We start from the raw sequence: 23,528 nt of genomic DNA, 5'->3' as shown, positions 1-23,528 counted from the left end.
GCTTCCTGAAATGTAACTGCACGTTAGCAGATGATTTTCAATTTAATCCCGGTGCACAGATTCACGTAGATTTTCAGCTTTATTTTCCACCTCTTCCATTCTTTGCTCAAGCTCTCTTTTCCGCTCCTCCATCGTTGCCCGCATTTCTTCAGTTGTCTGCAGGCGATCTTGCATTTTTTGCTGAATTTCCTGCTGTTTTTGCTGCATTTTCTCCTGGAGTTGTTGCATTCGCTTCTCCTTTTCCTGCATTACTGCCAAGCGTTTTTCCATTATCTGCTGTATACGTACGCTATCATTAAATAGAACTCTCTCCTTGGTACCTGCTCTACGTAATTCGTCTTTAATCATGTCGTCAGGAGACGGTGGAACTGGTGGTAAAGGTAAGTTTTCAATACGTGGCGGTGCTGGTGGTGCAGGAGGAATTAAATCTCCCCCTCTTACTTCAGCAAATCTTGTTTTGAGATATCTCTGATTTAGTTTCTCTCTAAGATTTGTGGAATTACTAATCTGAATGTTCAATTTCGCCTTTCTTATTTCTTCATCTGTCCACTCCGCAGTTAATTTATTCAATTTCACACTAAAATTTTTTAAAGTCGCTTCTTCTCCATTCAGCGAGATTTGATCACCTTTTAAATGTATCCTGATAAGTTTGCCATTTTGATAAAGTACTGAATTTGGCAATTTTCGCCCCTCAAAAAAGGATGTTTTCTTGGGTACAAATAAATCTTGAGAAACAGAAGTTTCTATAGTTTCTACTGAATTTGGTTTTGCAACAATTTTGTTATTAAACAATAAAAGGCAAACTGCAATTACGGGCAGCAGAAGACTTAGTCTTGCCACCAATCTTTTTCCTGAAAATGGTTTTGAAATCATAATTATTCGTTTTTTAATTGATAAATGATTAAATGCACTCGACATGCTGGTATGATGAGTACCTGCCGAATAGTTGAGTAAAAGTTTTGAGTAATCCACCACCGAATTTTTTCCTGAAATCACCTTTTCATCTGCCAGGTATTCATGGTTGGTCTGGATCGATCTTTTCAGCAAAAACAACAACGGGTTAAACCAGAAAATCACCTGCAAAAATTCTATAAAAAGAATATCCCAGGAATGTTTCTGTAGCACATGCGCCTGCTCATGGGCCAGTATTTCCGGAGCGATACGTTCTTCTTCGAATTCCTTTTTATTTAGAAAAATGTACTTCAGGAAAGAATGCGGAGCAGTTTTTTTGGAAAGTAATACTGTAGTATGTTTTGCTGAAGCTATCTTTTTATTAATCCTGATCTTATTCCTAAACTGAAGCAAATTGTGAGTAAATCTATAGCCGAAAATAATAGATCCTATTATATAGATCGTCCACAAGGTTTTGTTGAAAAATTCTGTCACATTCCCGGCCGATTGCTGAAAATTGCCATTTTCGACATCCTGTCTAAACACTACTGCTTCCTGAGTGTACGACGGAATTTCTACTGGCTCTACCGTGTATGAAATGGTGATTAAAGGAATAGAAAATGATAAAAAAAGCGTTCCCAGAAGGTAAAAACGCTTAAAATGATGCATTTTTTCATTTTCTAACAACATTTTGTAGAAAAAGAAGAGCACCAAGAGACAAAAAGCCGATTTTAGAAGATAAATAATCATGTTTTCTTCTTTTCAATTTGTTCATCTATAAGCTCCCTTAAATCTTCCAGTTCATCCTGACTTAAATTGGTTTCTTTAGTAAAAAAAGAAGCAAATTGTGAAGCGGAATCATTAAAAAAATTCTTAATCAAGCCGTTTACCTGCCTGGAAAAATAATCTTTCTTCTTAACCAGTGGAAAATATTCACGGGATCTACCATATTGCACATAATCTATAAAATCCTTATCCTGCATACGCTTCAATAAAGTAGCCACTGTTGTATTTGCGGGTCGTGGTTCGGGATAAGCAGTAATTAGGTCTTTCATAAAGGCTTTTTCCTTCTTCCAAAGGATTTGCATAAGTTGTTCTTCTGAATTAGAAAGCTTCATTTGTTCCACAGAATTAGAATTACCTCTACAAATGTAGAATAATAAATTTATTCTACAAACATAGAACAAATGATTTTCGGGAATAAAAAAATCCCTGTCGAAAAATTTCAACAGGGATTAATTACCATTTATATATAAGCTAATCAGCCAACTGACTAATTTGGTGACCTTTGTATAATTTATTATCTCTGATTTCCCAAATAGCCATAAAATGCGCCATTGGAATTTCCTCTTCGGGATTTTCAATAGTGTTTACGTGGTAGGTGAAATTGATAACCACCTGATCTTTTTCCATAAGTATATCCCTTACTTCCAGTCGTAAAGATTCATAAGACCGGGCCATTTCTGCAGCAAAAGCGGAGATATCCTCAAAATTCAATAATCGTAAGCCCGTGCTACTATTCCAGGTTAATTCTGCATCTGGATGCAGGTACTTTTCAACATCTGAATCTTTATAAAAACATTCATAGAATTTTTCGATTATTTCCTTTCTCCGTATACTCATAGCTACTGTTTTAATTTAGCGATTAAGTTAGGTAATTGTCGTAAAAGTGCCAACTCTTTTAATTTTGCCCTGGCTTCCATAGCAGGATTTCCGGTGTAGGTTTTTCCTTCCTGAGTAGATTTAGTGATACCGGCCTTTCCCATTAAAACCCCGCCTTTCTTAACTACTATTCCGCTACGCATGCCTACTTGTCCCCAGACAGTCACCTCATCTTCAATAATTACAGCGCCGGCAATTCCTACCTGCGACGCAATAAGACATTTTTTACCGATAACGGTGTCATGGCCAATCTGGATAAGATTATCCAATTTTGTGCCTTCACCAATAGTGGTATCTCCAGTCACTCCTTTGTCTATAGTACAATTCGAGCCTATATCCACGTTGTCTTTTACCACTACCCGACCTCCTGATTTCAATTTATCAAAACCTTCAGGCCGATTTTTGTAGTAAAATGCATCGCCTCCCAGTACAGTTCCGGAATGTATTGTTACATTATTACCAATTACTGCATTATCATATATGCTAACGTTGGCATGAATAAGACAATTATCGCCGATTATAACATTGTTTCCTATAAAAACATTTGGCTGGATTATAGTATTCTCCCCGATTTTAGCTGAAGAAGAAATACTTTCTTCAGACTTTTGAAAAGGCCTGAAATAATCGGTTAGTTTGTTAAAATCCCTGAAGGGATCGTCAGAAATCAACAACGCCTTTCCTTCCGGACAGTCTACTTCTTTATTAATGAGAATTACTGTCGCTGCGGATTTTAATGCTTTGTCGTAGTATTTTGGATGATCTACAAAAACAATATCACCCGGCGTTACGACGTGAATTTCGTTCATACCTTCAACCGTAAAATCTTCATCTCCCACATAGTTACAGGAAAGAATTGTGGCGATTTGCTTAAGCGTATGTTTTTGCTGAAATTTCATTCTAAGACATAGATGTTAGACGATAGACTTTAGACTACAATTATATTACATTCTGAATTTTAAATTTTACATCCTACCTACCTCTCCACTCTCCTCTTTTTTCCCGCAGATTACGCAGATAAGCGCAGAATTAAAATTTAAAACTTTAAATTAAAAATTTTTAGAGGTCAGTAATTATATTCATATCGTAAATATAGTTTATAAGGCGTTTGTCAGGTTGAGCGGAGTCGAAACCTATGCTTTTTAGTTGAAAAGTTCTCGACTGCGCTCGAACAGACAATGAGCTCATTTTAAAATACTGAAAAACAGTCAGGTTGAGTCAAATTAACATATGTAGTTACCTAATGACCTCTAAAATTTTTCATTTTTTTCACTCTTCACTTCTCACTCTTCACTTTCCAAGAAAAAAGCTACTCCTTCATACGCTCTTTATAGGTGCCTTTTTCTGTTTCTACTTTAACTTTATCCCCTTCATTTATAAATAAAGGAACGTTCACCTCAGCCCCGGTTTCTAAAGTGGCAGGTTTCGTGGCGTTTGTGGCAGTGTTACCTTTAAGACCAGGTTCTGTGTGAGTAACTTCCAAAACAACACTTGCAGGCATCTCTGTAGAGAGCGGCGCGTTATCTTCAGTGTTAATGAGAACAGTAAGCACTTCGCCTTCTTTTAAAAGCTGCGGCATATCGAGTGCATTCTCTGTTAACCTAATTTGGGTATAATCCTCTACATGCATAAAATGATAGAACTCCCCATCCTGATAAAGAAATTGATATTTGTGAGTTTCCACCCTAACATCTTCAATCTTATGTCCTGCAGAAAAAGTATTATCTATTACTTTACCGGTGGTGACGCTTTTTAATTTTGTACGAACAAAAGCAGGACCTTTACCCGGTTTCACATGCAAAAATTCTATTATTTTAAAAATATCATGATTATATCGAATGCACAATCCCTTTCTGATATCACTAGTACTTGCCATTATTTTTATAATTAGTTAGAACTGAAGTATCCTTTCATGATACCTCGTTGCGAGTTTTTAATAAATTCTAATATTTCATCCCGCTCTGCGCTTGCCTGCATTTCTGCTTCAATTATAGCGACTGCCTGGGTGTTGTTGTAATTCTTCTGGTAGAGAATTCTATATATATCCTGAACTTCTCTGATTTTTTCTGTAGTAAAACCTCTTCTTCTTAATCCGATAGAATTGATGCCGACAAAAGCTAAAGGTTCCCTTCCTGCTTTTACAAAAGGTGGCACATCTTTTCTCACCAGCGATCCGCCGGTAACAAAAGCGTGATTACCAATACTGCAAAACTGCTGAATTGCAGTCATTCCTGCCAGGATAACATATTCACCCACGTTAATGTGGCCTGCGAGCGTACTGTTGTTCGAAAAAATGCAATTATCACCCACAATACAATCGTGCGCAATGTGGCAATAAGCCATAATCCAGCAATTTTTACCGATTACAGTCTTCATCCTGTCAGAAGTACCCCTGTTAATGGTTACACACTCTCTTATGGTAGTGTGATCACCAATCTCGGTCACCGTATCTTCATCATTAAACTTTTTATCCTGCGGAATTGCCGAAATAACAGCCCCGGGAAAGATATTGCAGTTCTTCCCGATTCGGGCACCTTCCATTATAGTTACATTCGAACCGATCCAGGTTCCCTCCCCAATTACAACATTATTGTGGATAGTTGTAAAAGGTTCTATGACCACGTTTTTGGCAATTTTAGCTCCCGGATGAACGTATGCTAAAGGTTGGTTCATAATATTATTTTGTTTTTACAATTTGTGCCATTAGAATAGCTTCTGTGGCAATTTTACCATTTACGTAAGCATAACCCTGCATTTGACAAATTCCGCGACGGATAGGCGCCAAAAGTTCCAATTTAAAAATAAGTGTATCTCCCGGAACAACCTGCTGCTTAAAACGCACATTATCGATCTTCATAAAATACGTTAGATAATTTTCAGGATCGGGCACGGACTTTAATGCCAGAATCCCTCCTGTTTGCGCCATGGCTTCTACCTGAAGCACACCCGGCATAACCGGTTTACCAGGGAAATGGCCTACAAAGAATGGTTCATTCATCGTCACATTCTTCATACCAATCACAGAGGTCTCAGTGAGCTCATAAATTTTATCTACTAACAAGAACGGAGGCCGGTGTGGTAAAGTATTCATAATATCATTGACATCCATAAGAGCCTTCTGGTCAGGATCTATTTTAGGGACTTTATTCCTTCTTTCCTCCTTAATCTTCTTTGCCAGTTTCCTGGCGAACTGAGTATTTACAAAATGGCCGGGTTTGTTGGCTATTACTTTACCACGGATTTTTGTCCCAACCAGTGCTAAATCTCCCAACACATCCAGCAACTTGTGCCTGGCTGCTTCATTTGGATAATGCAACGTAAGATTATCAAGAATTCCGTTAGGTTTTACAGCAATTTTATCTCTCTTAAAGACTTCTCTTAACTTCTGAAGTGTATCTTCCCCAATCTCTTTATCTACATAAACAATGGCATTATTTAAATCGCCACCTTTTATTAATCCGTGCTGCAGCAAAGCTTCAAGCTCATGTAAAAAACTAAAAGTCCGCGCATTAGAAATTTCATCTTTAAATTCACTAATGCTGGAGATAGAAGCATTTTGAGTGCCTAATACTTTTGTTCCAAAATCTACCATGGTAGTTACCTGGTACTCATCTGCAGGCATAACAATGATTTCGCTCCCAGAATCCTCATCCTGATAACAGATTATTTCATTTACAACGTATTCAATCCTTTCTTCATCCTGCTCAACAATTCCTGCCTTTTCCAGAGCTTCTACAAAAAACTTTGACGAACCGTCCATAATAGGAGGTTCTGAAGCGTTTAGTTCAATAAGGAGGTTATCGATATCAAGTCCCACGCAGGCTGCCAAAACATGTTCTGAAGTTTGAATGCTCACTCCGTTTTTTTCAAGGTTTGTACCTCTTTGGGTATTCACGACATAAGTAACATCTGCTTCAATAACAGGACTACCTTCCACATCAACCCTCTTAAAAACAAAGCCTGTATTTTCGGGAGCGGGTTTAAAAGTTAAAATCACCTCCTGCCCTGTATGAAGGCCCACGCCATTTAGCGAGACTTCATTTTCAATGGTCTTTTGTTTTGACACTTTTTCAGCCATTATTGTTTAATTTTTTTTCCAGTTGGTTAAGTTTATCTACAGTTTTGGATAGATTCTTAAAATGTATATATGATTTGTTATAATTACTATAAGTTAAGGCAGGAGAACCCTGCAGCATTTCGTCATCCTGAATATTTCGTCCAACACCAGACTGAGCCTGGATTTTCACCCTGTCTCCAATAGTGAGGTGTCCCGAAATTCCAACCTGACCACCAATAAGGCAATTCTTACCTATTTTGGTAGAGCCTGCGATACCTGTCTGGGCAGCGATGGCCGTATTTTGGCCAATTTCGACATTGTGGGCAATTTGAATCTGGTTATCCAGTTTCACACCTTTTCTTAAAACGGTAGATCCCAGTGTCGCTCTGTCAATCGTCGTTGCAGCACCAATATCTACATTATCTTCAATAACAACATTGCCAATTTGAGGTACCTTTGCATATACTCCACCTTCATCCGGACTAAAACCGAAGCCATCTGCACCTATAATTGCGCCGCCGTGTATAACAACATCGTTACCAATAAGCGTTTCCGAATATATTTTTACTCCTGCAAAGAGCGTAACGTCATTTCCAATTTTCACATTATCACCAATATAAACGTTGGGATAAATTTTGACATTGTTCCCGATTCTTACATTTTCACCAATATATGAGAAAGCACCCAGGTAGAGCTCTTCACCATACTGAACATTTTCTGCAACAAAACTTGGCTGTTCAATCCCGCTTTTGTTTAATTTGATCTTATTGTAATATTCCAAAAGGGTAGAAAATGCTTTATAGGCATCCTTTACTTTAATAAGTGTGGTGTTCACCGGCTGCTCTACTTCAAATCCATTGTTTACAATAGTAATGGAAGCATTTGTCTTATATATATAGGAAGTATATTTAGGATTACTCAGAAAAGTAAGAGAACCCTCAGAGCCTTCTTCTATTTTTGCCAATTCTGAAACTTCAGCCTCGGGATTCCCCACGACTTCACCTTCCAGAATTTCCGCTATTTGTGATGCTGTAAACTTCATTCTGGCAAAAGTAAAAAAAATGCTTCAATGTTTGGACTTAGGATAACAGATATAATATTTCACTACAGTTTTAGAAAGTGCTTTTAAATTAAGTTGATCTGAAACTTTAATGACATCGCTGATCTTGCCATTTTTATGCAGAATGTTTATCGTGTTATTTTCCTTTTTATAAGCAAGGTTGGTAATTTCTCCGCTAAAAACGAAATAATCAGCTTCTTTTTCTGAAATATCATATTTCTCCTGAAGCTTTTCCATGTGATTTTGAATCTTTAATGCATCTGGTTTCTTTCTTTTAATTTTAACCTTCAGTAGCTCGCGATTAATAATCATGCGACACAAATTGCTCAAAACAAAATCATCACAATCCAGCCATTCTTTCATGGCGCTAATAATATCATAGTCATCGAGACGTGAAAAGATCTCCAAAATTTCAGCATTAAAATCCTCTTTTCGCACTTTGTTATGCAGGAAATAACTTAAAGCAGTACTGGATTTAATTGTTTTTCCTTCATCTATTAATTCCTTTGCGCGCCTTAGAACGCGTATAAGTAACTGCTCTGCCACAAGGCTGGTTTTGTGAAGATAGACCTGCCAGTACATAAGCCTTCGGGCAACCAGAAATTTTTCTACAGAGTAAATTCCTTTCTCCTCGATAACAAGTTCATCATTTACCACATTAAGCATCGTAATAAGACGTTCACTATTTATATTACCTTCGGCAGCACCGGTATAAAAACTATCTCTTTTAAGATAATCCAGCCGGTCCATATCCATCTGACTGGAAATTAACTGATTCATAAACCGGCGGTAGTAACTTCCTTTAAACATCTTGATAGCGAGCGTTAAATCCTGGTTAAAGTTTTTATTAAGCTCCTCCATAAAAAGAAGGGAAATACATTCATGATCCACTCCTTCTACTATACTATGTTCCATTGCATGAGAGAATGGACCATGGCCAATATCATGTAATAAGATGGCTATATAAAGAGCCTCCTCTTCTTCCGAAGAAATCTCAACACCTTTGTATTTAAGGATATACACTGCTTTCTGCATTAAATGCAGGCAACCCAAAGCATGATGAAACCTGGTGTGATTAGCTCCCGGATATACGAGGTAAGACAGCCCCATCTGTGAAATTCTGCGCAGTCTTTGAAAGTATGGATGCTCAATAATGTCAAAAATCTGCTGACTGGGGACGGTAATAAATCCGTAAATTGGATCGTTTAATATTTTGAGTTTGTTTTGTGAAGCCAAGCTTTATATTTTAATTCAAACAAATATACATATTGAAGCCTATACTAGGCATCTGTTCAACCAAAAAGCCATTCGTATTCCACGAAATATGTTTTGGCCTGTAAAATTTAAATAAAATGAATAATATAAAAATACTCTGGGTAGATGATGAAATTGATTTACTGAAACCGCATATTATTTTTCTCGAATCCCGCAATTATAAAGTGAGAACATGTAAAAGTGGCACCGAAGCTCTGGAGAAAATAGAAGAAGAAAGTTTTGATATTGTATTTCTGGATGAAAATATGCCGGGCCTCACGGGACTTGAAACTCTTTCAGAAATAAAAGAGAAGCGGGAAAACCTTCCTATAGTAATGATTACCAAAAGTGAGGAAGAGTATATTATGGAAGAAGCTATAGGTTCTAAAATAGCAGATTATCTTATAAAGCCGGTTAATCCCAACCAGATTCTCCTGAGCATTAAGAAAAACCTGGACCATTCCCGGCTGATTTCTGAAAAGACGACATCCAATTATCAGCAGGAATTTAGGAAAATAGCGATGGACATGTCACAGGTAAATTCTTATGAAGAATGGGCAGAGCTTTATCAGCGGCTTATCTATTGGGAACTTCAGCTGGAGACTATTGAAGACAGTAGCATGTTTGAAATTTTGGAATCTCAAAAACAGGAAGCCAACAATCAATTCTGTAAGTTTATTGATAAGAATTACGCTTCGTGGTTTGATCGGGACACCGAAGCTCCAGTAATGTCGCATACACTTTTTAAAAGAAAAATTGTTCCTGAACTAAGTAAGGAGCAACCAACGCTGCTTGTAGTAGTGGACAACCTTAGATACGACCAGTGGAAAGCCTTTGAGCCGGTGGTAAATACTTTTTATAAGAAGGAAAAAGAATCACCCTACTTTAGCATTTTACCAACGGCCACACAATATGCCCGGAACGCGATATTCTCGGGACTTATGCCCAGTGAAATGGAAAAATTATTTCCGAAGTACTGGAAAAATGATACTGATGAAGGCGGAAAAAACATGTATGAGGAACATTTCCTACAGGAGCAAATGAAAAGGCTGGGGCTGGATTACAATTGCGGATATCATAAAATAAGCAGTTTAAAAGCCGGAAAAAGGCTTGTAGAAAATTTTAAGTCCCAAAAGAACAATGATCTTACAGTGGTAGTTTACAATTTTGTAGACATGCTATCCCATTCCAAGACCGAGATGGAAGTGATCAAAGAATTAGCATCTAATGACAAATCTTACCGCTCTCTTACACATAGCTGGTTTAAAAATTCCCCGTTATTGGAGATCATTCAGCAGGCCCAGCAGCTAGGTTTTAAATTAATTATCACTACAGACCACGGAACTATTAATGTAAAAAACCCTTCTAAAGTAATTGGGGACAAAGAGACGAGCCTTAATTTAAGGTATAAGACAGGAAAAAGTCTTACCTATGAAAAAAAGGAAGTTTTGGAAGCTACAAATCCCAAGAGCATCCATCTTCCTACTTTAAATATGAGCAGCTCATTTATTTTCGCCAAGGGAGATTTGTTCTTTGCTTATCCTAATAACTTTAACCACTACGTAAGCTACTACAGAAATACCTACCAGCACGGCGGAGTTTCGCTGGAAGAAATGATAATCCCTTACATCGTTTTATCTCCAAAATAATAAAAAACCGATAAAAAGCGTTGTTTTATCGGTAAAGTGCATTTTTAATATTTGTATTATTCTGGTATTCAGCAATATGTAATTTATTTCAAATATTTCTCTATCTTTATCGTCCCTTAAATCTGTATTATTAAATGTCGTTAACCTACGATCTAGACCAAATGGATATGGCCGTTAGTCATATCCTTGAGCATACAAAAAGCAAAACTTTGCTTTTTTATGGCGAGATGGGTGCCGGTAAAACCACCCTTATAAGAGCTCTTGTAGACGCTTTGGGCGCAGAAGAGTCTGCCTCAAGTCCCACATTTTCCCTGGTTAACGAGTACCACTCCCCACAAGGACCTATTTATCATTTTGATTTTTACAGAATAAACTCTGAAGCTGAAGCTTTAGATATGGGAATTGAAGATTATCTAGACACCCCCGCATGGAAATTCATTGAATGGCCACAAAAAATTAGTGGCTTATTGGATGAAAATGATCAAAAAGTGGAGATTTCGATCAAAACTCAGGAATTAAGATTGTTAATATTATGTTAAAAAATCAAGGAAAAGGCAGAATTACTGAAAAACGAGGGTGTAAGAAAAAAGTTACATATTAAAAATAATTTTAAGTTCAGAGAATATTTTTTGACAACTGAACGAAAATTAAAAGAAGTTTATCTTACTTTTGAAAAGTAAAATTTTCATAAGCAGGTAATTTATTGCTTTAAAAAAAGCTGCAAAAGTACAACTAATATATTTGGCGGCAGCATGTTAGGTTTTTTATAGGTTTGTATCAGAAACAAAAACGAAATACAAATTTTTAAAATCTACAAATATGAAAATCAAAGCAGTATTATTCGCAGCAGCAATCTTTGGAGCAAGTTTTTTTGTAACTTCAACTACAGATAACAACAATGATAAAGAAGTCATCAAAACACAAGCGGTCGAAAAAAGTAAAATCAGAATTCCTACTAACGGGTAGCATTATTGCGCTTCTTATTGCATTTTCACCTTATATATTTTATTTATATGAAATTTTCCCAAGCGGTCCCGTTTGGGAAAATTATTTTTTCACCTATGAAAGTAAATATTATCTTGATGTAGCTACTGCGGCCTGGACATATTTAGGAAAAATAGTACCTCTTATGCTGCTTCTTATATGGTTTTTCACTTGTAAGCATTGGTGGTATCATGTAATTTTGGTCCCAGTTTCCATGTATTCTTATCAGGTAGTTAGCACAGTTTATGATGATGTATTTATAGACTCAAATTTTTTGGATAATGATCAATTAGTTTATTTAGCTCCCTTCTTCATTGTTATTCTTTGCATTGTCTACTTAATTCGTATAAAAATCTTCGACCGCATCTATGGTCTGGATGATCTCAGCGAACTCGAAGAAACAGAAATTTCCGTTTTTTCTAATGTTTCTGAAAGAGATCGAAGAGAAATTAAATCTTTTCAGCAAGAGGTAGAAAATGATGAAACCGGAGACCAGGAAATCATTCTTGAAGATTACTACCGTAAACTATAATTAATTTTCTTCTTATTTATTTTATTAAATTAGTCGTACTTAATAATACTAGTACACTATAAGTATGGACCAGCAAGTTTCGCCTTTTACAAAAGAGCAACTAATTCCGCAGGAAGAAATGCTCGAAATTCACAAGAATAAGGGAGAACTTTTTATAGGTATCCCCAAAGAAACTTCTTATCAGGAAAAACGGGTTTGCCTTGGTCCGGACGCTGTTGCAGCAATTACCTCCAATGGGCATAGAGTACTTATAGAATCTGGGGCTGGAAAATGGGCCCGGTTTAGTGATAAAGACTATTCTGATGCCGGTGCTGAAATCACCAGAGATACAAAAAAAGTTTTTTCCTGTTCTACTATTTTAAAAATGGAACCTCCTTCCATGGATGAACTGGAAATGATTAACCCTCAATCGGTGTTAATTTCTGCACTTCAGTTAAAAACACAGTGTAAAGAATATTTTCAGAAACTGGCTTCAAAACGAATCACCGCTCTCGGTTTTGAATTTATTCGGGATGAAGACGGCTCCTACCCTATTGTAAAGGCGCTAAGTGAAATTGCAGGTACAGCTTCTGTCCTTATCGCTTCAGAAATAATGAGTAATCATGCCCGCGGTAACGGACTCATGTTCGGAAATATTAGTGGAGTCCCACCAATAGAGGTTGTAATCCTTGGCGCAGGAACTGTAGGGGAATTTGCTACACGATCTGCCCTGGGATTAGGTGCGAGTGTAAAAGTTTTTGATAGTTCGCTTACCAAATTAAGAAATATTCAATCCAACCTGGGACGTCCTTTTTACACTTCGACGATTCAACCAAAAAACCTTAGCAAAGCTCTTAGACGTTGTGATGTTTTAATAGGTGCCGTTCGTGGTAAAAACCGCTCACCGGTTTTAATTACTGAAGACATGATTGCCACTATGAAACGTGGCGCCGTAGTTATAGATGTGAGCATCGATATGGGTGGTTGCGTAGAAACCAGTGAAGTTACTTCTCACGATAGCCCGATTTTTGAAAAACATAATGTAATTCACTATTGTGTGCCTAATATTCCTTCACGTTATGCACGCACCTCTTCCCTTTCTATAAGTAATATTTTTACGCCTTATTTACTTCACATTGCTGAAGAAGGCGGACTGGAAAATACGCTGCGTTTTGATAAAGGACTACGAAGCGGGTTATATTTTTACCACGGAATTTTGACGAACAAATCCATAGCAGAATGGTTCGATCTCTCCTATAGAGATATTAATCTTCTAATTTTTTAATTTTAGCTGCTGTACAGTTTTTTCGGAAAATGTCAACTGAAACTTATCACTTTTACAGTTATGATTCAGTTTTAAACCTGATACATTTAAGTAATTTGTCACTGAAGTTTAATACTTTTGCGCATAATTTTTTTAGATGAATTTAGCACACCGTTTAGGTTATTATGGTTTTGGCCTGGTATTGGGAATAATTATTTTAATGTTTTTCCTCGGAGGCAAAAAAGCTTCCTGTGACTACTCACCCACTGCCCGCGTTTTAAAAAACATTAGAATAAAGGAGAGAAATTTCTCTGAAGAATCCCTGACTTTCTTTTCTAATAACAGCATAGACACTGCTGTAGTTTCAAGTATCTTAGAAAAAGGGAACGTGGATTTTGGCGAAAGTGACACAGATCGGGAAACCTGCAAAATTTATATGGTAACCGGAGAAACGGATTCTGGCAAACTGGAACTCGAAATAGAAAATTGTGAAGATATAGCTACTGTTCTTTCAGTAAAAAGAAGTGAAGAGTAAGGTTCTAGCAAGCTTCTTGCTTTCTTCTTGTTTCTTATCTTCTTTTTCAGGAAAAAGCAACGCCCTATAATGGCAATTATTAACTTATAAAAAAGCGAAAGAGGAAAAGAAAGAAGGAGGTAAAAAAATCATCCTCCGAAATGTCAATTATCGCGGCCTAAAATTTACATCCATTACTAACTTCCAAACCAGCTTAAACTTTTCACTATTATCTCTATCTGTTTCTCTTTTGTTTCAGTGAATTTTCTTGATTTTTATTCTTGGTTCCTGGTTCCTCCAATTCATCTATTTGAAATTCAAAATTTAGAATAAAAAGGAGTCACCAATACACCAAAAAGTTCAGCGCACCAGTGACTATATATTAACTATAGAATTTGAGCAGCATGCTCCTTAGTTTTTACTTTCTTGATGACATCTTCAATTTGCCCATTTTCGTCAATTATAAAAGTAGTACGATGGATTCCTTCGTATTCCTTTCCCATAAATTTCTTTGGACCCCAGACACCGTAGGCATTAATAACTTCTTTCTCTTCATCTGCCAGAAGCGGAAAAGGTAACTCGTATTTGTTCTTAAAATTCTGCTGACGTTTTTTCGAATCGCCGCTTACTCCTAAAATTGAGTAGCCTTTCTTTTCAAAATGTTTCCAGTTGTCCCTTAAATTGCAGGCTTCTGCAGTACAACCCGGAGTACTTGCTTTAGGATAGAAAAATAGTACTAACTTCATTCCTTTAAAATTTGATAAACTCACTGTATTCCCGTCCTGGTCTTCTACTGAAAAATCTGGCGCTTTGTCGCCGGCTTCTAATGTTGTCATAATTCTTATTTTTACCTAAAATTACACAATATGAACAAACAGCAAAAGGTAGAATTCGTTATTCGTACTTTAAATGAAATTTATCCTGAAGTTCCCATTCCGCTAGACCATAAAGATCCTTATACTTTACTTATTGCCGTTCTACTTTCCGCACAGAGTACAGATGTGAGAGTGAATCAAATTACGCCGCTGCTCTTCCAGGTGGCCGATACTCCACAAAAAATGGTGAAACTTTCTATAGAAGAAATAAGAGATATTATTAAACCCGTGGGACTATCACCCATGAAGTCCAAAGGAATCCATGGACTTTCAGAAATTCTTCTGGAAAAATATAACGGAGAAGTTCCCGCAGATTTTGAAGCTCTGGAAGAGCTACCTGCAGTAGGACATAAAACTGCAAGTGTGGTAATGTCACAAGCTTTTAATATTCCGGCATTTCCTGTAGATACACACATCCACCGCCTCATGTATCGCTGGAACCTGAGTAATGGAAAGAACGTGGTTCAAACAGAAAAGGATGCAAAGCGATTGTTCCCCAAAGACCTGTGGAATAAACTGCACCTTCAAATTATCTGGTATGGCAGGCAATTTTCGCCGGCACGTGGCTGGGATCTGGAAAAAGATCCTATTACCAGCACAATAGGCAGAAAAAGTGTTTTAAAGGAATATGCTAAAAAAGCGAAAAAATAAGAGGCTTCAAAAATGGCAATTTTGGGATGAAGCAAGTATTATGAATAAAAAAAGACCTGTAGGCTAAAAACAGGTCTTTTAAGTTCTACCTAATTCAGAAGCAATTCGTACTTCCTCATTTTTCCGTCTATCACACTTAAGGCTTTAGAATAATTTAAAAGAAAGGCTATTGTCTCTTTCTTTGGTGCTGATTTTTTCAATTTTCCTTCTTCCGAAGAATGTTTTAAGTAAATTTTCCCCATTTGAAAATCTTTTGCGTTTATTTTAAATAATAACGCAACCGATTCCTGCAAATTGCCTTTTAATTTGTTAAAATTATGTTACGTTTTTCAATAATCTTCCGCAAATTAATTAAAGCATAACGCATACGACCCAAAGCGGTATTAATACTAACTCCTGTCCGTTCGGAAATCTCCTTAAAGCTCATGTCTTTATAAATTCGCATAGTCAGCACTTCAAGCTGGTCTTCAGGAAGTTCTTTAATAAGTTCCTGTACATCACTTTCAATCTGGTCCTTAATGATTTGCGTTTCTACGTTAAGATCTCCATCGCTTAAAACAGAGAATATATTAAAGTCTCCGCTGTTGTCGAATTTGGGCATCCTCTTATTTTTCCTGAAATGGTCAATCACAAGATTATGGGCAATACGCATCACCCACGGAAGAAATTTTCCTTCTTCATTATATTTACCCCGTTTTAAGGTATTGATTACCTTGATAAAAGTATCCTGAAAAACATCTTCAGCGATATCTTTATCAAAAACTTTGGAGTAAATAAAACTGTAAATTCTGTGCTGGTGGCGGTTAATTAATTGAGAGAGGGCATGCTCATCACCCTGCATATATTCTCTTACGAGATAAGCGTCGGTTATCTGTACGTTCTTCATAACAGTTACTATTGTTCTGGAGTAAAGGATTCCAGAGGTTAGGTTTTTTAATTCTTAAAGTAACTGTATGCTATAGGCGTAATGTTAGTTTAGATTGAACAGTGTCAAATATAGGAACATATAGTTGACAAATACAAATAAAAGTATAATTCTTTAACACTCTTATAAGATTTCAGCAGCTTTCTACACTGCTCGTTATTAAGTACCTTTGCATTCTTACTTTAGAAAAAGAGACTATGAATATTGATGTTGCGAAGGTAAACCCTAAACAAAATATTATTATAAAAGGTGCAAAACTGCACAATCTCAAAAATATAAATGTTGTAATCCCCCGGAATAAATTAGTAGTAATTACAGGGCTTTCGGGTTCAGGAAAATCCAGTCTTGCTTTCGACACCCTTTATGCTGAAGGACAGCGGCGATATGTAGAGAGTCTTTCTTCTTATGCGCGTCAGTTTTTGGGGAGGTTAAATAAGCCGAAAGTTGATTATATAAAAGGTATAGCACCTGCAATAGCAATTGAGCAAAAAGTAAATTCCACTAATCCAAGGTCTACTGTTGGAACTTCAACTGAAATATATGATTACCTTAAATTGCTTTTTGCGAGAATAGGAAAAACGTATTCTCCTGTCTCTGGAAATGAAGTAAAAAAAGATACGGTTACCGATGTTATCAATTATGTCAAATCTTTTAAAGAAGGAGAAAAATTATTACTCCTCGCCCCTATTCACATTGAAGAAGGAAGGTCATTAGAAAAGAAAATTGAAGTTCTCGCACAGCAGGGCTACAGCCGGATAAAAATTGGTGATGATGTTACACGGATTGATGAAGCAGAGCTAAAAAAAGTAAAACCGGAGGAAATTTCCCTGGTAGTAGATCGTATTATTACCAAAGATGAAGAGGATTTCTTCAACAGGCTTGCAGATGCTGTACAAACAGCTTTTTTTGAAGGAAAAGGTGAGCTTTATATTGAATCCCTTGCAGACAAAAACCTGCGCCACTTCAGCAATAAGTTCGAGCTGGACGGAATGACTTTTCTGGAACCTAACGTTCACCTTTTTAGTTTTAATAATCCTTACGGAGCATGTCCAAAATGTGAAGGTTATGGAGATGTCATCGGGATCGATGAAGACCTGGTAATTCCTAATACAGGATTGTCTGTTTATGAAAACGCCATTTTTCCCTGGAGAGGTGACAGCATGAGCTGGTATAAAGATCAGCTGGTGAACAGTTCTCACAAATTTGATTTTCCAATTCATAAACCTTATTTCGAATTAACTGAAGAACAAAAGGCATTAGTCTGGAACGGAAATCAATATTTTGAAGGACTTAATCAATTCTTTCAGTTTTTGGAAAGCAAAGCATATAAAATTCAGAATAGGGTAATGCTTTCCCGCTATCGTGGCAAAACCAGGTGTTCCCTTTGTAAAGGAAAAAGATTGAGACCGGAAGCACATTACGTAAAAATCGGCGGATTGAATATTACGGACCTGGTCGAAAAACCGCTCGAACAAGTAAGGGAGTTTTTTAACAACCTGGAGTTAAATGAATATGACGAACAAATTGCCCGACGTTTACTTACGGAAATTAAGAACCGACTTCAGTTTCTTTCTAACGTTGGATTAGATTATTTAACACTGAACAGGAAATCTAATACCTTGTCTGGAGGGGAATCGCAAAGAATCAATCTAGCAACCAGCCTTGGAAGCAGCCTGGTGGGCTCTATGTATATTCTTGATGAGCCTTCCATTGGCCTACATCCCCGAGATACGGAAAGGTTGATAGGAGTTCTACAGCGTCTTCGGGATATTGGAAATACTGTAATTGTTGTAGAACATGATGAAGATATTATGAATGCTGCAGATGAAATTATTGATATTGGACCGGAAGCCGGAACGCACGGTGGCGAAGTCGTTGCCACAGGAACTCTAAAGCAAATTTTAAAATCTTCTTCCCTAACAGCACAATATCTTAATGGGGAAAAGGAAATAAAAGTTCCTAAGAAAAGAAGAAAGTCAAAACAGCAAATAACGGTTGTTGGTGCCCGGGAAAATAATCTTAAAAATATTGATGTGAACTTTCCGCTGGGAATATTTACAGCAATTACAGGCGTTTCAGGAAGTGGAAAAAGCACACTGGTAAAGAGAATTCTTTATCCTGCTGTTCAAAAACAACTTGGCGGCTATGGAGAAAAAGCAGGACAGTTTTCCGAAGTAAAAGGAAATTTTGCAAATCTTGGAGTTGTGGAATTTATAGATCAAAATCCTATTGGGCGATCTTCCCGTTCCAATCCGGTAACTTACATTAAAGCTTACGATGATATTCGGAATTTGTTCGCGAATCAAAAGTTGTCTTCAATAAGAGGTTATAAAGCCAAACATTTTTCCTTTAACGTAGATGGCGGTCGCTGTGATAACTGTAAGGGAGAAGGTGAAGTTACCATAGAAATGCAGTTTATGGCCGATGTTCATTTAGAATGCGAAGCCTGTGACGGAAAAAGGTTTAAAAAGGAAGTACTGGAAGTCAATTTTGAAGATAAAAATATTGATGATGTACTTAACATGACGATCGATGATGCTACTGCATTCTTCAGCGAGAAAAACCAGGATAAAATAGTAAATAAACTTAAGCCGCTTCAGGATGTGGGGCTGGGTTATGTACAGCTTGGGCAAAGCTCCTCTACCCTTTCTGGTGGAGAAGCACAGCGAATTAAACTTGCTTCTTTCCTGGTAAAAGGAAATACAAAAGAGAAAGCACTTTTTATTTTTGACGAACCTACAACAGGATTACACTTTCATGATATTCAGAAATTGCTGCAGTCTTTTAATGCTTTAATTGACAAAGGACATTCGTTAGTAGTTATTGAGCATAATATGGACCTGGTAAAATGTGCAGACCATGTGATTGACCTTGGACTTGAAGGCGGAGAGAAAGGTGGATATTTAATTGCTCAAGGTACTCCTGAGGAAGTTGCAAAGAACAAAAAATCCTATACCGCAAAATACCTAAAGGAGAAAATCTAAGAAAATAAGAAGTACAAAGAGGGAAGTTTGAAGGTATCTAACTGAAAATACCGCACCAGCTTATTAAAATAAACTCAGTTTTTTTGCTTCTAAGAACAAAATTAGAAGCACGAAGTTCTAAACTGGCATGGGCATTTAAAATACAAAAGACAACGAACAACAAACTACAGACTCTCCACTAGTAGACTTTGGCACGTACTTTGTTTTATTTATAGAGACTTCGCAAGTCTTTAACTTAAAACAAGGAAATCATGAAAAACTTTACTCTTCTTATAGCAATTTTCTTTGCAGGATGGTCGGTTTCGGCTTCTGCAGGAATTACGCCAGTACGGGCTTACGACAACTCTTTTATTTTTGTTGAAGGAGGAGTTGAGTTCGCTGTATATCCAAATGGAGAATTTGATTTTTACTATAATCCTGATTTTAGGAGAACAAATATTGTAAACATCTCAACCCCGAATGTGAATATTAGTTATAATGCGGGATTTAATTACGATCCGTACATTCAGTATGATGATTACGGAGCAGTGATTCAGATTGAAAATGTTCCGGTATTTTACGACTACTACGGAAGAATTATTCAGGCAGGAAACGTTTTGATTGATTATAATAATCACGGTCGTGTAGGCCGGGTTGGAAATCTGATCGTCCATTACAACAGGTTTAATAGGATTTCCCATTACAATGGATACATAAATAACTACAACAGGTATTATGTACAACGTCCATGGCACTCATTTTATACAAGACCTCATGCAAATTACAGTATAGTGTTCAACAGGCCTTACAGAGCTTATTATCAACCACAGAGGGTTACGTATAATCAGTATATAACTTATTACAATAATAACTACAGAAATAACTCTTATACTAAAGATTTCTATAGGCCTAATCAAACGGTGGTTTCCTATAACAAAGGTCGAAGGGTTACAGAGCGACGTGATGTTAGAAATGAGATTCGTCATTCAAACACTAGAACTGAAAGTAATATTGCTGAGAATAGAAGATCCAACGCTGCAAGAGAAAGAACAACTGTAGCCGAAAGAGGAAGTAATAGCAGAACCAGTACAAACCTGGAAAACAGAAGTAGGGCTATTGAAAAGATGAGAAAAGCAAGAACTTCTAATTCTAGAATAGAAAGTAATAGTAGTTCCAGAGGAACCGAAGCCAGAACTTCTAACAATACAAGAAGGCCTGAAGTTTCAGAAAGAACAATTAGGAGAAATTCGACTCCTGCAAGAAGATACAATTCTGTAAGGCAAAGCGCTCCTGCACAACGAAGTGCGACTGTAAGATCTTCGTCTTCAGGAAGAAGTTCAGCTACGCAACGTACAGTTACCAGGTCTGGAAGGGATAGTTCAAATTCTTCATCGTCCGGGAGAAGTTCGGCACGAAATATGAGAAGTAATAATTAAAATGTTCATAATTTAATTTTTTGGTTGGTTAGTTGGAAAACCCCCACGGTTGTCGAGAGATGCCTGGGGGTTTTCTGTTTTAGGTATTTAGCGATTTGTATATTTATCCAGAACCTTATTAACATCTGAAGAAAAGTTGAATTTATAGGCCAGCAGCAAATAGCAAATACAGATAATTACCGACTTCAATACAATGTTTAGTATCGGATGAAACGGAAATTCCCAGAAGTAAAATGCAGCGCTTAAAATTCCTATAAAAAATAATATGACCCAGGTTTTATTTGTAAAAGGATGAATTTTAAACTTGTTAATCACCAAAAAGATTTTAGTGCTGTTATAAATAAAAAATGCCAGAAAACTAGCCATGGCTGCGCCTTCGATTCCAAAGTTTGGAATAAAAATCACATTGAGGATAAAAGCCAATATTGCCAGAAAAACCCCAATACCCAATACCAACCTGTAATAATCTGAGTTAAACAAAATACTGTTGTTATTGCCCAAAAGATTATCGTAGAGTTTTACCAGAGAAATAAGCAAAACCACCCATACACTCAGTTCATATTCTTCAGGAATTAATTCATAAAGCTGGTTAAGGTTAGTAATAATGAGAATGAAAATGATCCCGCTTATAATCAGTAAATTTACAGAACTCCGTTTATACAAATCCCTTAAACCTTCCCTGTCTTTCGTGTTCAGCAAATTAGCAGTCATAGGGTGGGTAATCTGGTGCATTGCCTTTTGCGGGACAGAGATGACGGTAGCGATGTAAATTCCAATTCCGTAGACCGCCACATTTTCTATAGGTAGATAGTATTCGATCATAACTTTATCCAGGTCCAGCAAAACCATTGCTACTGAAGATGCTATAAGAATCAATGAAGTGTATTTTAGAACTCTCACTAAATTCCGTGGAAACTTAAAGCCGAATTCAGGCATATACAACATGAAAGCATAGATTGCCATGGCTATAGATCTAAAAACAAAGACTCCGGCTATACAGTAAATAAATACGGAAACATCTATCCATTTAAAGTAAACTGCCAGAAGCAGCATGCTTATGCAGAATCTATGAAAAACCTCTTTCATAAAATTTCCAAAAACACTTTTGTAATAAAGTTTAGACCAGGAAAAGAATATCTCAAAATATGCTGTAGCAACTGCGATAACAAATATCATCCAGATGTAAGGCTGTACAAGCTCATTCCCGTCAGAAAAATATTGAAGAAGAAAATCGTAAAAAAGCATTCCCAGCACACCAATTATTACAGCAACCCCTAGCGGCAGCAGTAAAGCAAGATTAAAAAGCCGGTCCTTTTCTTCTGTTGTTTTATAAGAAGTATAGAATTTAATCAAGGTACTATTCACTCCAAAGGCTAAAAATGGCCAAATTAGATTAGCCGCAGAAAGCAAGAAACTAACGAGACCATAATATTCCTGTTCAAGAAAATAGGTGAACAAAAACAGCGTATTAATAGCTCCAATACCAAATCCAAAGTAGGTAGTGATCAGGTTTTTAAAAGACTGATTAATAATAATTCCCATATAAGCTATTTTTGCTTTAGCAAGTTAGCTAAATTGCGTGTTAGCGCTTTGCGGTGGTAGTTTTCTATGTTTCTGGAATCTATTTCCAGCCTTTCTTCTTTAAACTTTCTATACAATTTCAAAATGTGATGCTTCAGCTTTTCTTCTTCGGAATATCTGAAAAAAGTACCGGCCAAAGTCTCATCCAAAATTTGGCAAATATCCCATTCTGCAGGCCCTAAGGCTAAGATAGGACGCTTTGCAGAAAGGTATTCAAAAACTTTTCCTGGAATTATTCCTTTGGTGTCCTGGCTGTCAATTTCTATTAAAAGAAGCACCTGACTTCTTCGCTGAAGTGTTACTGCTTCAGAATGCGGTACATATTTTTGAAGCTTCAAGTGATCCTCCAAACCAGCAGCTTTAATGGAATCCAGAACTTCTTCACTTACGGCTCCAACCAAATTCAGTAAAAAATCATTTGCAAAACTTTTATCTTCTAAAATTAATTCCCCTAAGCATCTCCAAAGATTTTCCGGATTTCTACCAGAAAGTAATGAACCAATATGTGAAAAACTGAATTTCTTATCCAGCTGAATGTTATTTTCTGCAGGCTCTTCATCAAAACCATTAGTAATGACTGATACTGGTTTAGATGTTTTATTCTGAAATTCTTTCTTTGTGGTGAAACTTGTGGTAATTATATGATCTGCAGAATTCAGCACTTCCTTTTCCAGATTAATATGCTTCTGTTGTGAAGACTTTGATAGCCTCAGCTTATCATGATAGCCAATCTGCGTCCATGGATCACGAAAATCGGCATACCATTTTATATTTAATTCATTTTTTAACTGAAGCCCAATAAGATGAAGGCTATGCGGTGGTCCTGTAGTGATAATTGTCTTTATCTGCTGCTCTTCTAAAAGGTTCTTCAAAAATTTAACTGAAGGTTTTATCCAATATTTGCGTGCATCAGGAATAAAAAAGTTTCCCCTGATGTACAGCATCATTTTCTGAAGAAAATTCTGTTTCCCTTCCTTAGCAATTATTCCGGAGCTAATTGTTTCTGTGTCTTTTTTGGAGAAGATGCTGGCAACGGAATAAGGCTCTAAAATTTTCTGTTGAAAAATCTGAATATTTTCAGGAATTTCAGCAACAAGGCTTTTATCTGTTAAAGGATACGTAGGATTTTCCGGAATGTAAACAACAGGCTCAATCTCAAAATCCCTGAGATACTTTACAAATTTAAGCCAGCGCTGTACACCCGGGCCACCTGCAGGAGGCCAATAATACGTAATGATGAGTACTTTCTCCATC

23 protein-coding genes are annotated in these 23,528 nt (G+C 36.8%); 9 read left to right on the top strand and 14 right to left on the bottom strand.

All coding sequences use genetic code 11. The annotated features are described in order from the left end of the window. Positions 1 to 42 precede the first annotated feature (42 nt). The 9 genes from RM541_RS04695 to RM541_RS04655 form a co-directional block, all read right to left on the bottom strand. Positions 43 to 1,560: a M56 family metallopeptidase gene (locus RM541_RS04695; protein WP_311499064.1), complete on the bottom strand. Its 1,518-nt coding sequence runs from the start codon at positions 1,558 to 1,560 to the stop codon at positions 43 to 45. A gap of 77 nt (positions 1,561 to 1,637) precedes the next feature. Continuing rightward, complete coding sequence (locus RM541_RS04690; protein ID WP_311499063.1) at positions 1,638 to 2,009, bottom strand: BlaI/MecI/CopY family transcriptional regulator; 372 nt, start codon at positions 2,007 to 2,009, stop codon at positions 1,638 to 1,640. A gap of 139 nt (positions 2,010 to 2,148) precedes the next feature. Continuing rightward, positions 2,149 to 2,514 carry a nuclear transport factor 2 family protein gene (locus RM541_RS04685; RefSeq protein WP_311499062.1) on the bottom strand — a complete coding sequence of 122 codons (366 nt, stop codon included), beginning with the start codon at positions 2,512 to 2,514 and terminating at the stop codon, positions 2,149 to 2,151. 2 nt (positions 2,515 to 2,516) lie between these two features. Further along, positions 2,517 to 3,449, bottom strand: coding sequence for a UDP-3-O-(3-hydroxymyristoyl)glucosamine N-acyltransferase (locus tag RM541_RS04680; RefSeq protein ID WP_311499061.1), 933 nt, complete (start codon positions 3,447 to 3,449; stop codon positions 2,517 to 2,519). A 410-nt stretch (positions 3,450 to 3,859) separates the two neighbouring features. Then, on the bottom strand, positions 3,860 to 4,426 hold the full coding sequence (efp, locus tag RM541_RS04675; protein WP_311494809.1) for an elongation factor P: 567 nt from the start codon (positions 4,424 to 4,426) through the stop codon (positions 3,860 to 3,862). An 11-nt stretch (positions 4,427 to 4,437) separates the two neighbouring features. Continuing rightward, on the bottom strand, positions 4,438 to 5,223 hold the full coding sequence (gene lpxA / locus RM541_RS04670) for an acyl-ACP--UDP-N-acetylglucosamine O-acyltransferase (RefSeq protein WP_311494808.1): 786 nt from the start codon (positions 5,221 to 5,223) through the stop codon (positions 4,438 to 4,440). 4 nt (positions 5,224 to 5,227) lie between these two features. Next, a complete protein-coding gene (locus tag RM541_RS04665; protein ID WP_311499060.1) occupies positions 5,228 to 6,628 on the bottom strand; it encodes a bifunctional UDP-3-O-[3-hydroxymyristoyl] N-acetylglucosamine deacetylase/3-hydroxyacyl-ACP dehydratase in 1,401 nt (466 codons plus the stop codon). Continuing rightward, complete coding sequence (gene lpxD, locus RM541_RS04660; protein ID WP_311499059.1) at positions 6,621 to 7,649, bottom strand: UDP-3-O-(3-hydroxymyristoyl)glucosamine N-acyltransferase; 1,029 nt, start codon at positions 7,647 to 7,649, stop codon at positions 6,621 to 6,623. The genes RM541_RS04665 and lpxD overlap by 8 nt, the downstream gene beginning before the upstream one ends. A gap of 24 nt (positions 7,650 to 7,673) precedes the next feature. Then, positions 7,674 to 8,903 carry an HD domain-containing protein gene (locus RM541_RS04655; RefSeq protein ID WP_311499058.1) on the bottom strand — a complete coding sequence of 410 codons (1,230 nt, stop codon included), beginning with the start codon at positions 8,901 to 8,903 and terminating at the stop codon, positions 7,674 to 7,676. A 116-nt stretch (positions 8,904 to 9,019) separates the two neighbouring features. Between RM541_RS04655 and porX the strand changes: the two genes are divergently transcribed. The 6 genes from porX (at position 9,020) to RM541_RS04625 (ending at position 13,864) form a co-directional block, all read left to right on the top strand. Beyond that, positions 9,020 to 10,570 carry a T9SS response regulator signal transducer PorX gene (gene porX, locus RM541_RS04650; protein WP_311499057.1) on the top strand — a complete coding sequence of 517 codons (1,551 nt, stop codon included), beginning with the start codon at positions 9,020 to 9,022 and terminating at the stop codon, positions 10,568 to 10,570. 134 nt (positions 10,571 to 10,704) lie between these two features. Further along, positions 10,705 to 11,109, top strand: coding sequence for a tRNA (adenosine(37)-N6)-threonylcarbamoyltransferase complex ATPase subunit type 1 TsaE (tsaE, locus tag RM541_RS04645; RefSeq protein ID WP_311499056.1), 405 nt, complete (start codon positions 10,705 to 10,707; stop codon positions 11,107 to 11,109). A gap of 280 nt (positions 11,110 to 11,389) precedes the next feature. Further along, positions 11,390 to 11,536: a hypothetical protein gene (locus RM541_RS04640; RefSeq protein WP_311499055.1), complete on the top strand. Its 147-nt coding sequence runs from the start codon at positions 11,390 to 11,392 to the stop codon at positions 11,534 to 11,536. A gap of 163 nt (positions 11,537 to 11,699) precedes the next feature. Continuing rightward, positions 11,700 to 12,086, top strand: coding sequence for a hypothetical protein (locus RM541_RS04635; protein WP_311499054.1), 387 nt, complete (start codon positions 11,700 to 11,702; stop codon positions 12,084 to 12,086). Between the two features lie 64 nt (positions 12,087 to 12,150). After that, positions 12,151 to 13,350 carry an alanine dehydrogenase gene (locus RM541_RS04630; protein WP_311499053.1) on the top strand — a complete coding sequence of 400 codons (1,200 nt, stop codon included), beginning with the start codon at positions 12,151 to 12,153 and terminating at the stop codon, positions 13,348 to 13,350. A gap of 136 nt (positions 13,351 to 13,486) precedes the next feature. Continuing rightward, the gene (locus RM541_RS04625; RefSeq protein ID WP_311499052.1) at positions 13,487 to 13,864 is read left to right on the top strand and encodes a hypothetical protein; all 378 of its coding nucleotides are present in this window, start codon (positions 13,487 to 13,489) and stop codon (positions 13,862 to 13,864) included. Between the two features lie 365 nt (positions 13,865 to 14,229). Here the strand turns inward: RM541_RS04625 and bcp are convergent, their stop codons facing one another. Then, positions 14,230 to 14,679, bottom strand: coding sequence for a thioredoxin-dependent thiol peroxidase (bcp, locus tag RM541_RS04620; RefSeq protein ID WP_311499051.1), 450 nt, complete (start codon positions 14,677 to 14,679; stop codon positions 14,230 to 14,232). Positions 14,680 to 14,709: 30 nt separating this feature from the next. On the opposite strand from bcp, the gene nth reads away from it, so the two are divergent. Then, complete coding sequence (nth, locus tag RM541_RS04615; RefSeq protein ID WP_311499050.1) at positions 14,710 to 15,369, top strand: endonuclease III; 660 nt, start codon at positions 14,710 to 14,712, stop codon at positions 15,367 to 15,369. Between the two features lie 89 nt (positions 15,370 to 15,458). On the opposite strand, the gene RM541_RS04610 is transcribed toward nth, so the two are convergent. Then, complete coding sequence (locus RM541_RS04610; RefSeq protein ID WP_311499049.1) at positions 15,459 to 15,611, bottom strand: hypothetical protein; 153 nt, start codon at positions 15,609 to 15,611, stop codon at positions 15,459 to 15,461. Between the two features lie 59 nt (positions 15,612 to 15,670). After that, positions 15,671 to 16,255 (bottom strand): RNA polymerase sigma factor, encoded by a 585-nt coding sequence (locus tag RM541_RS04605; protein ID WP_311499048.1) that lies wholly within the window; start codon positions 16,253 to 16,255, stop codon positions 15,671 to 15,673. Positions 16,256 to 16,491: 236 nt separating this feature from the next. On the opposite strand from RM541_RS04605, the gene uvrA reads away from it, so the two are divergent. Further along, the gene (uvrA, locus tag RM541_RS04600) at positions 16,492 to 19,278 is read left to right on the top strand and encodes an excinuclease ABC subunit UvrA (RefSeq protein WP_311499047.1); all 2,787 of its coding nucleotides are present in this window, start codon (positions 16,492 to 16,494) and stop codon (positions 19,276 to 19,278) included. Between the two features lie 251 nt (positions 19,279 to 19,529). After that, the gene (locus tag RM541_RS04595) at positions 19,530 to 20,693 is read left to right on the top strand and encodes a hypothetical protein (protein WP_311499046.1); all 1,164 of its coding nucleotides are present in this window, start codon (positions 19,530 to 19,532) and stop codon (positions 20,691 to 20,693) included. Positions 20,694 to 20,780: 87 nt separating this feature from the next. Here the strand turns inward: RM541_RS04595 and RM541_RS04590 are convergent, their stop codons facing one another. Both RM541_RS04590 and RM541_RS04585 read right to left on the bottom strand, forming a co-directional pair. Further along, positions 20,781 to 22,235 carry an oligosaccharide flippase family protein gene (locus RM541_RS04590; protein ID WP_311499045.1) on the bottom strand — a complete coding sequence of 485 codons (1,455 nt, stop codon included), beginning with the start codon at positions 22,233 to 22,235 and terminating at the stop codon, positions 20,781 to 20,783. Between the two features lie 5 nt (positions 22,236 to 22,240). Next, the gene (locus RM541_RS04585) at positions 22,241 to 23,527 is read right to left on the bottom strand and encodes a glycosyltransferase family 4 protein (RefSeq protein ID WP_311499044.1); all 1,287 of its coding nucleotides are present in this window, start codon (positions 23,525 to 23,527) and stop codon (positions 22,241 to 22,243) included. Between the last annotated feature and the right edge of the window lies 1 nt (position 23,528).

This window comes from Autumnicola psychrophila (assembly GCF_031846645.1).
Taxonomy (GTDB): Bacteria; Bacteroidota; Bacteroidia; order Flavobacteriales; family Flavobacteriaceae; genus Autumnicola; species Autumnicola psychrophila.
This window is presented reverse-complemented; position numbering and strand designations above follow the sequence as displayed.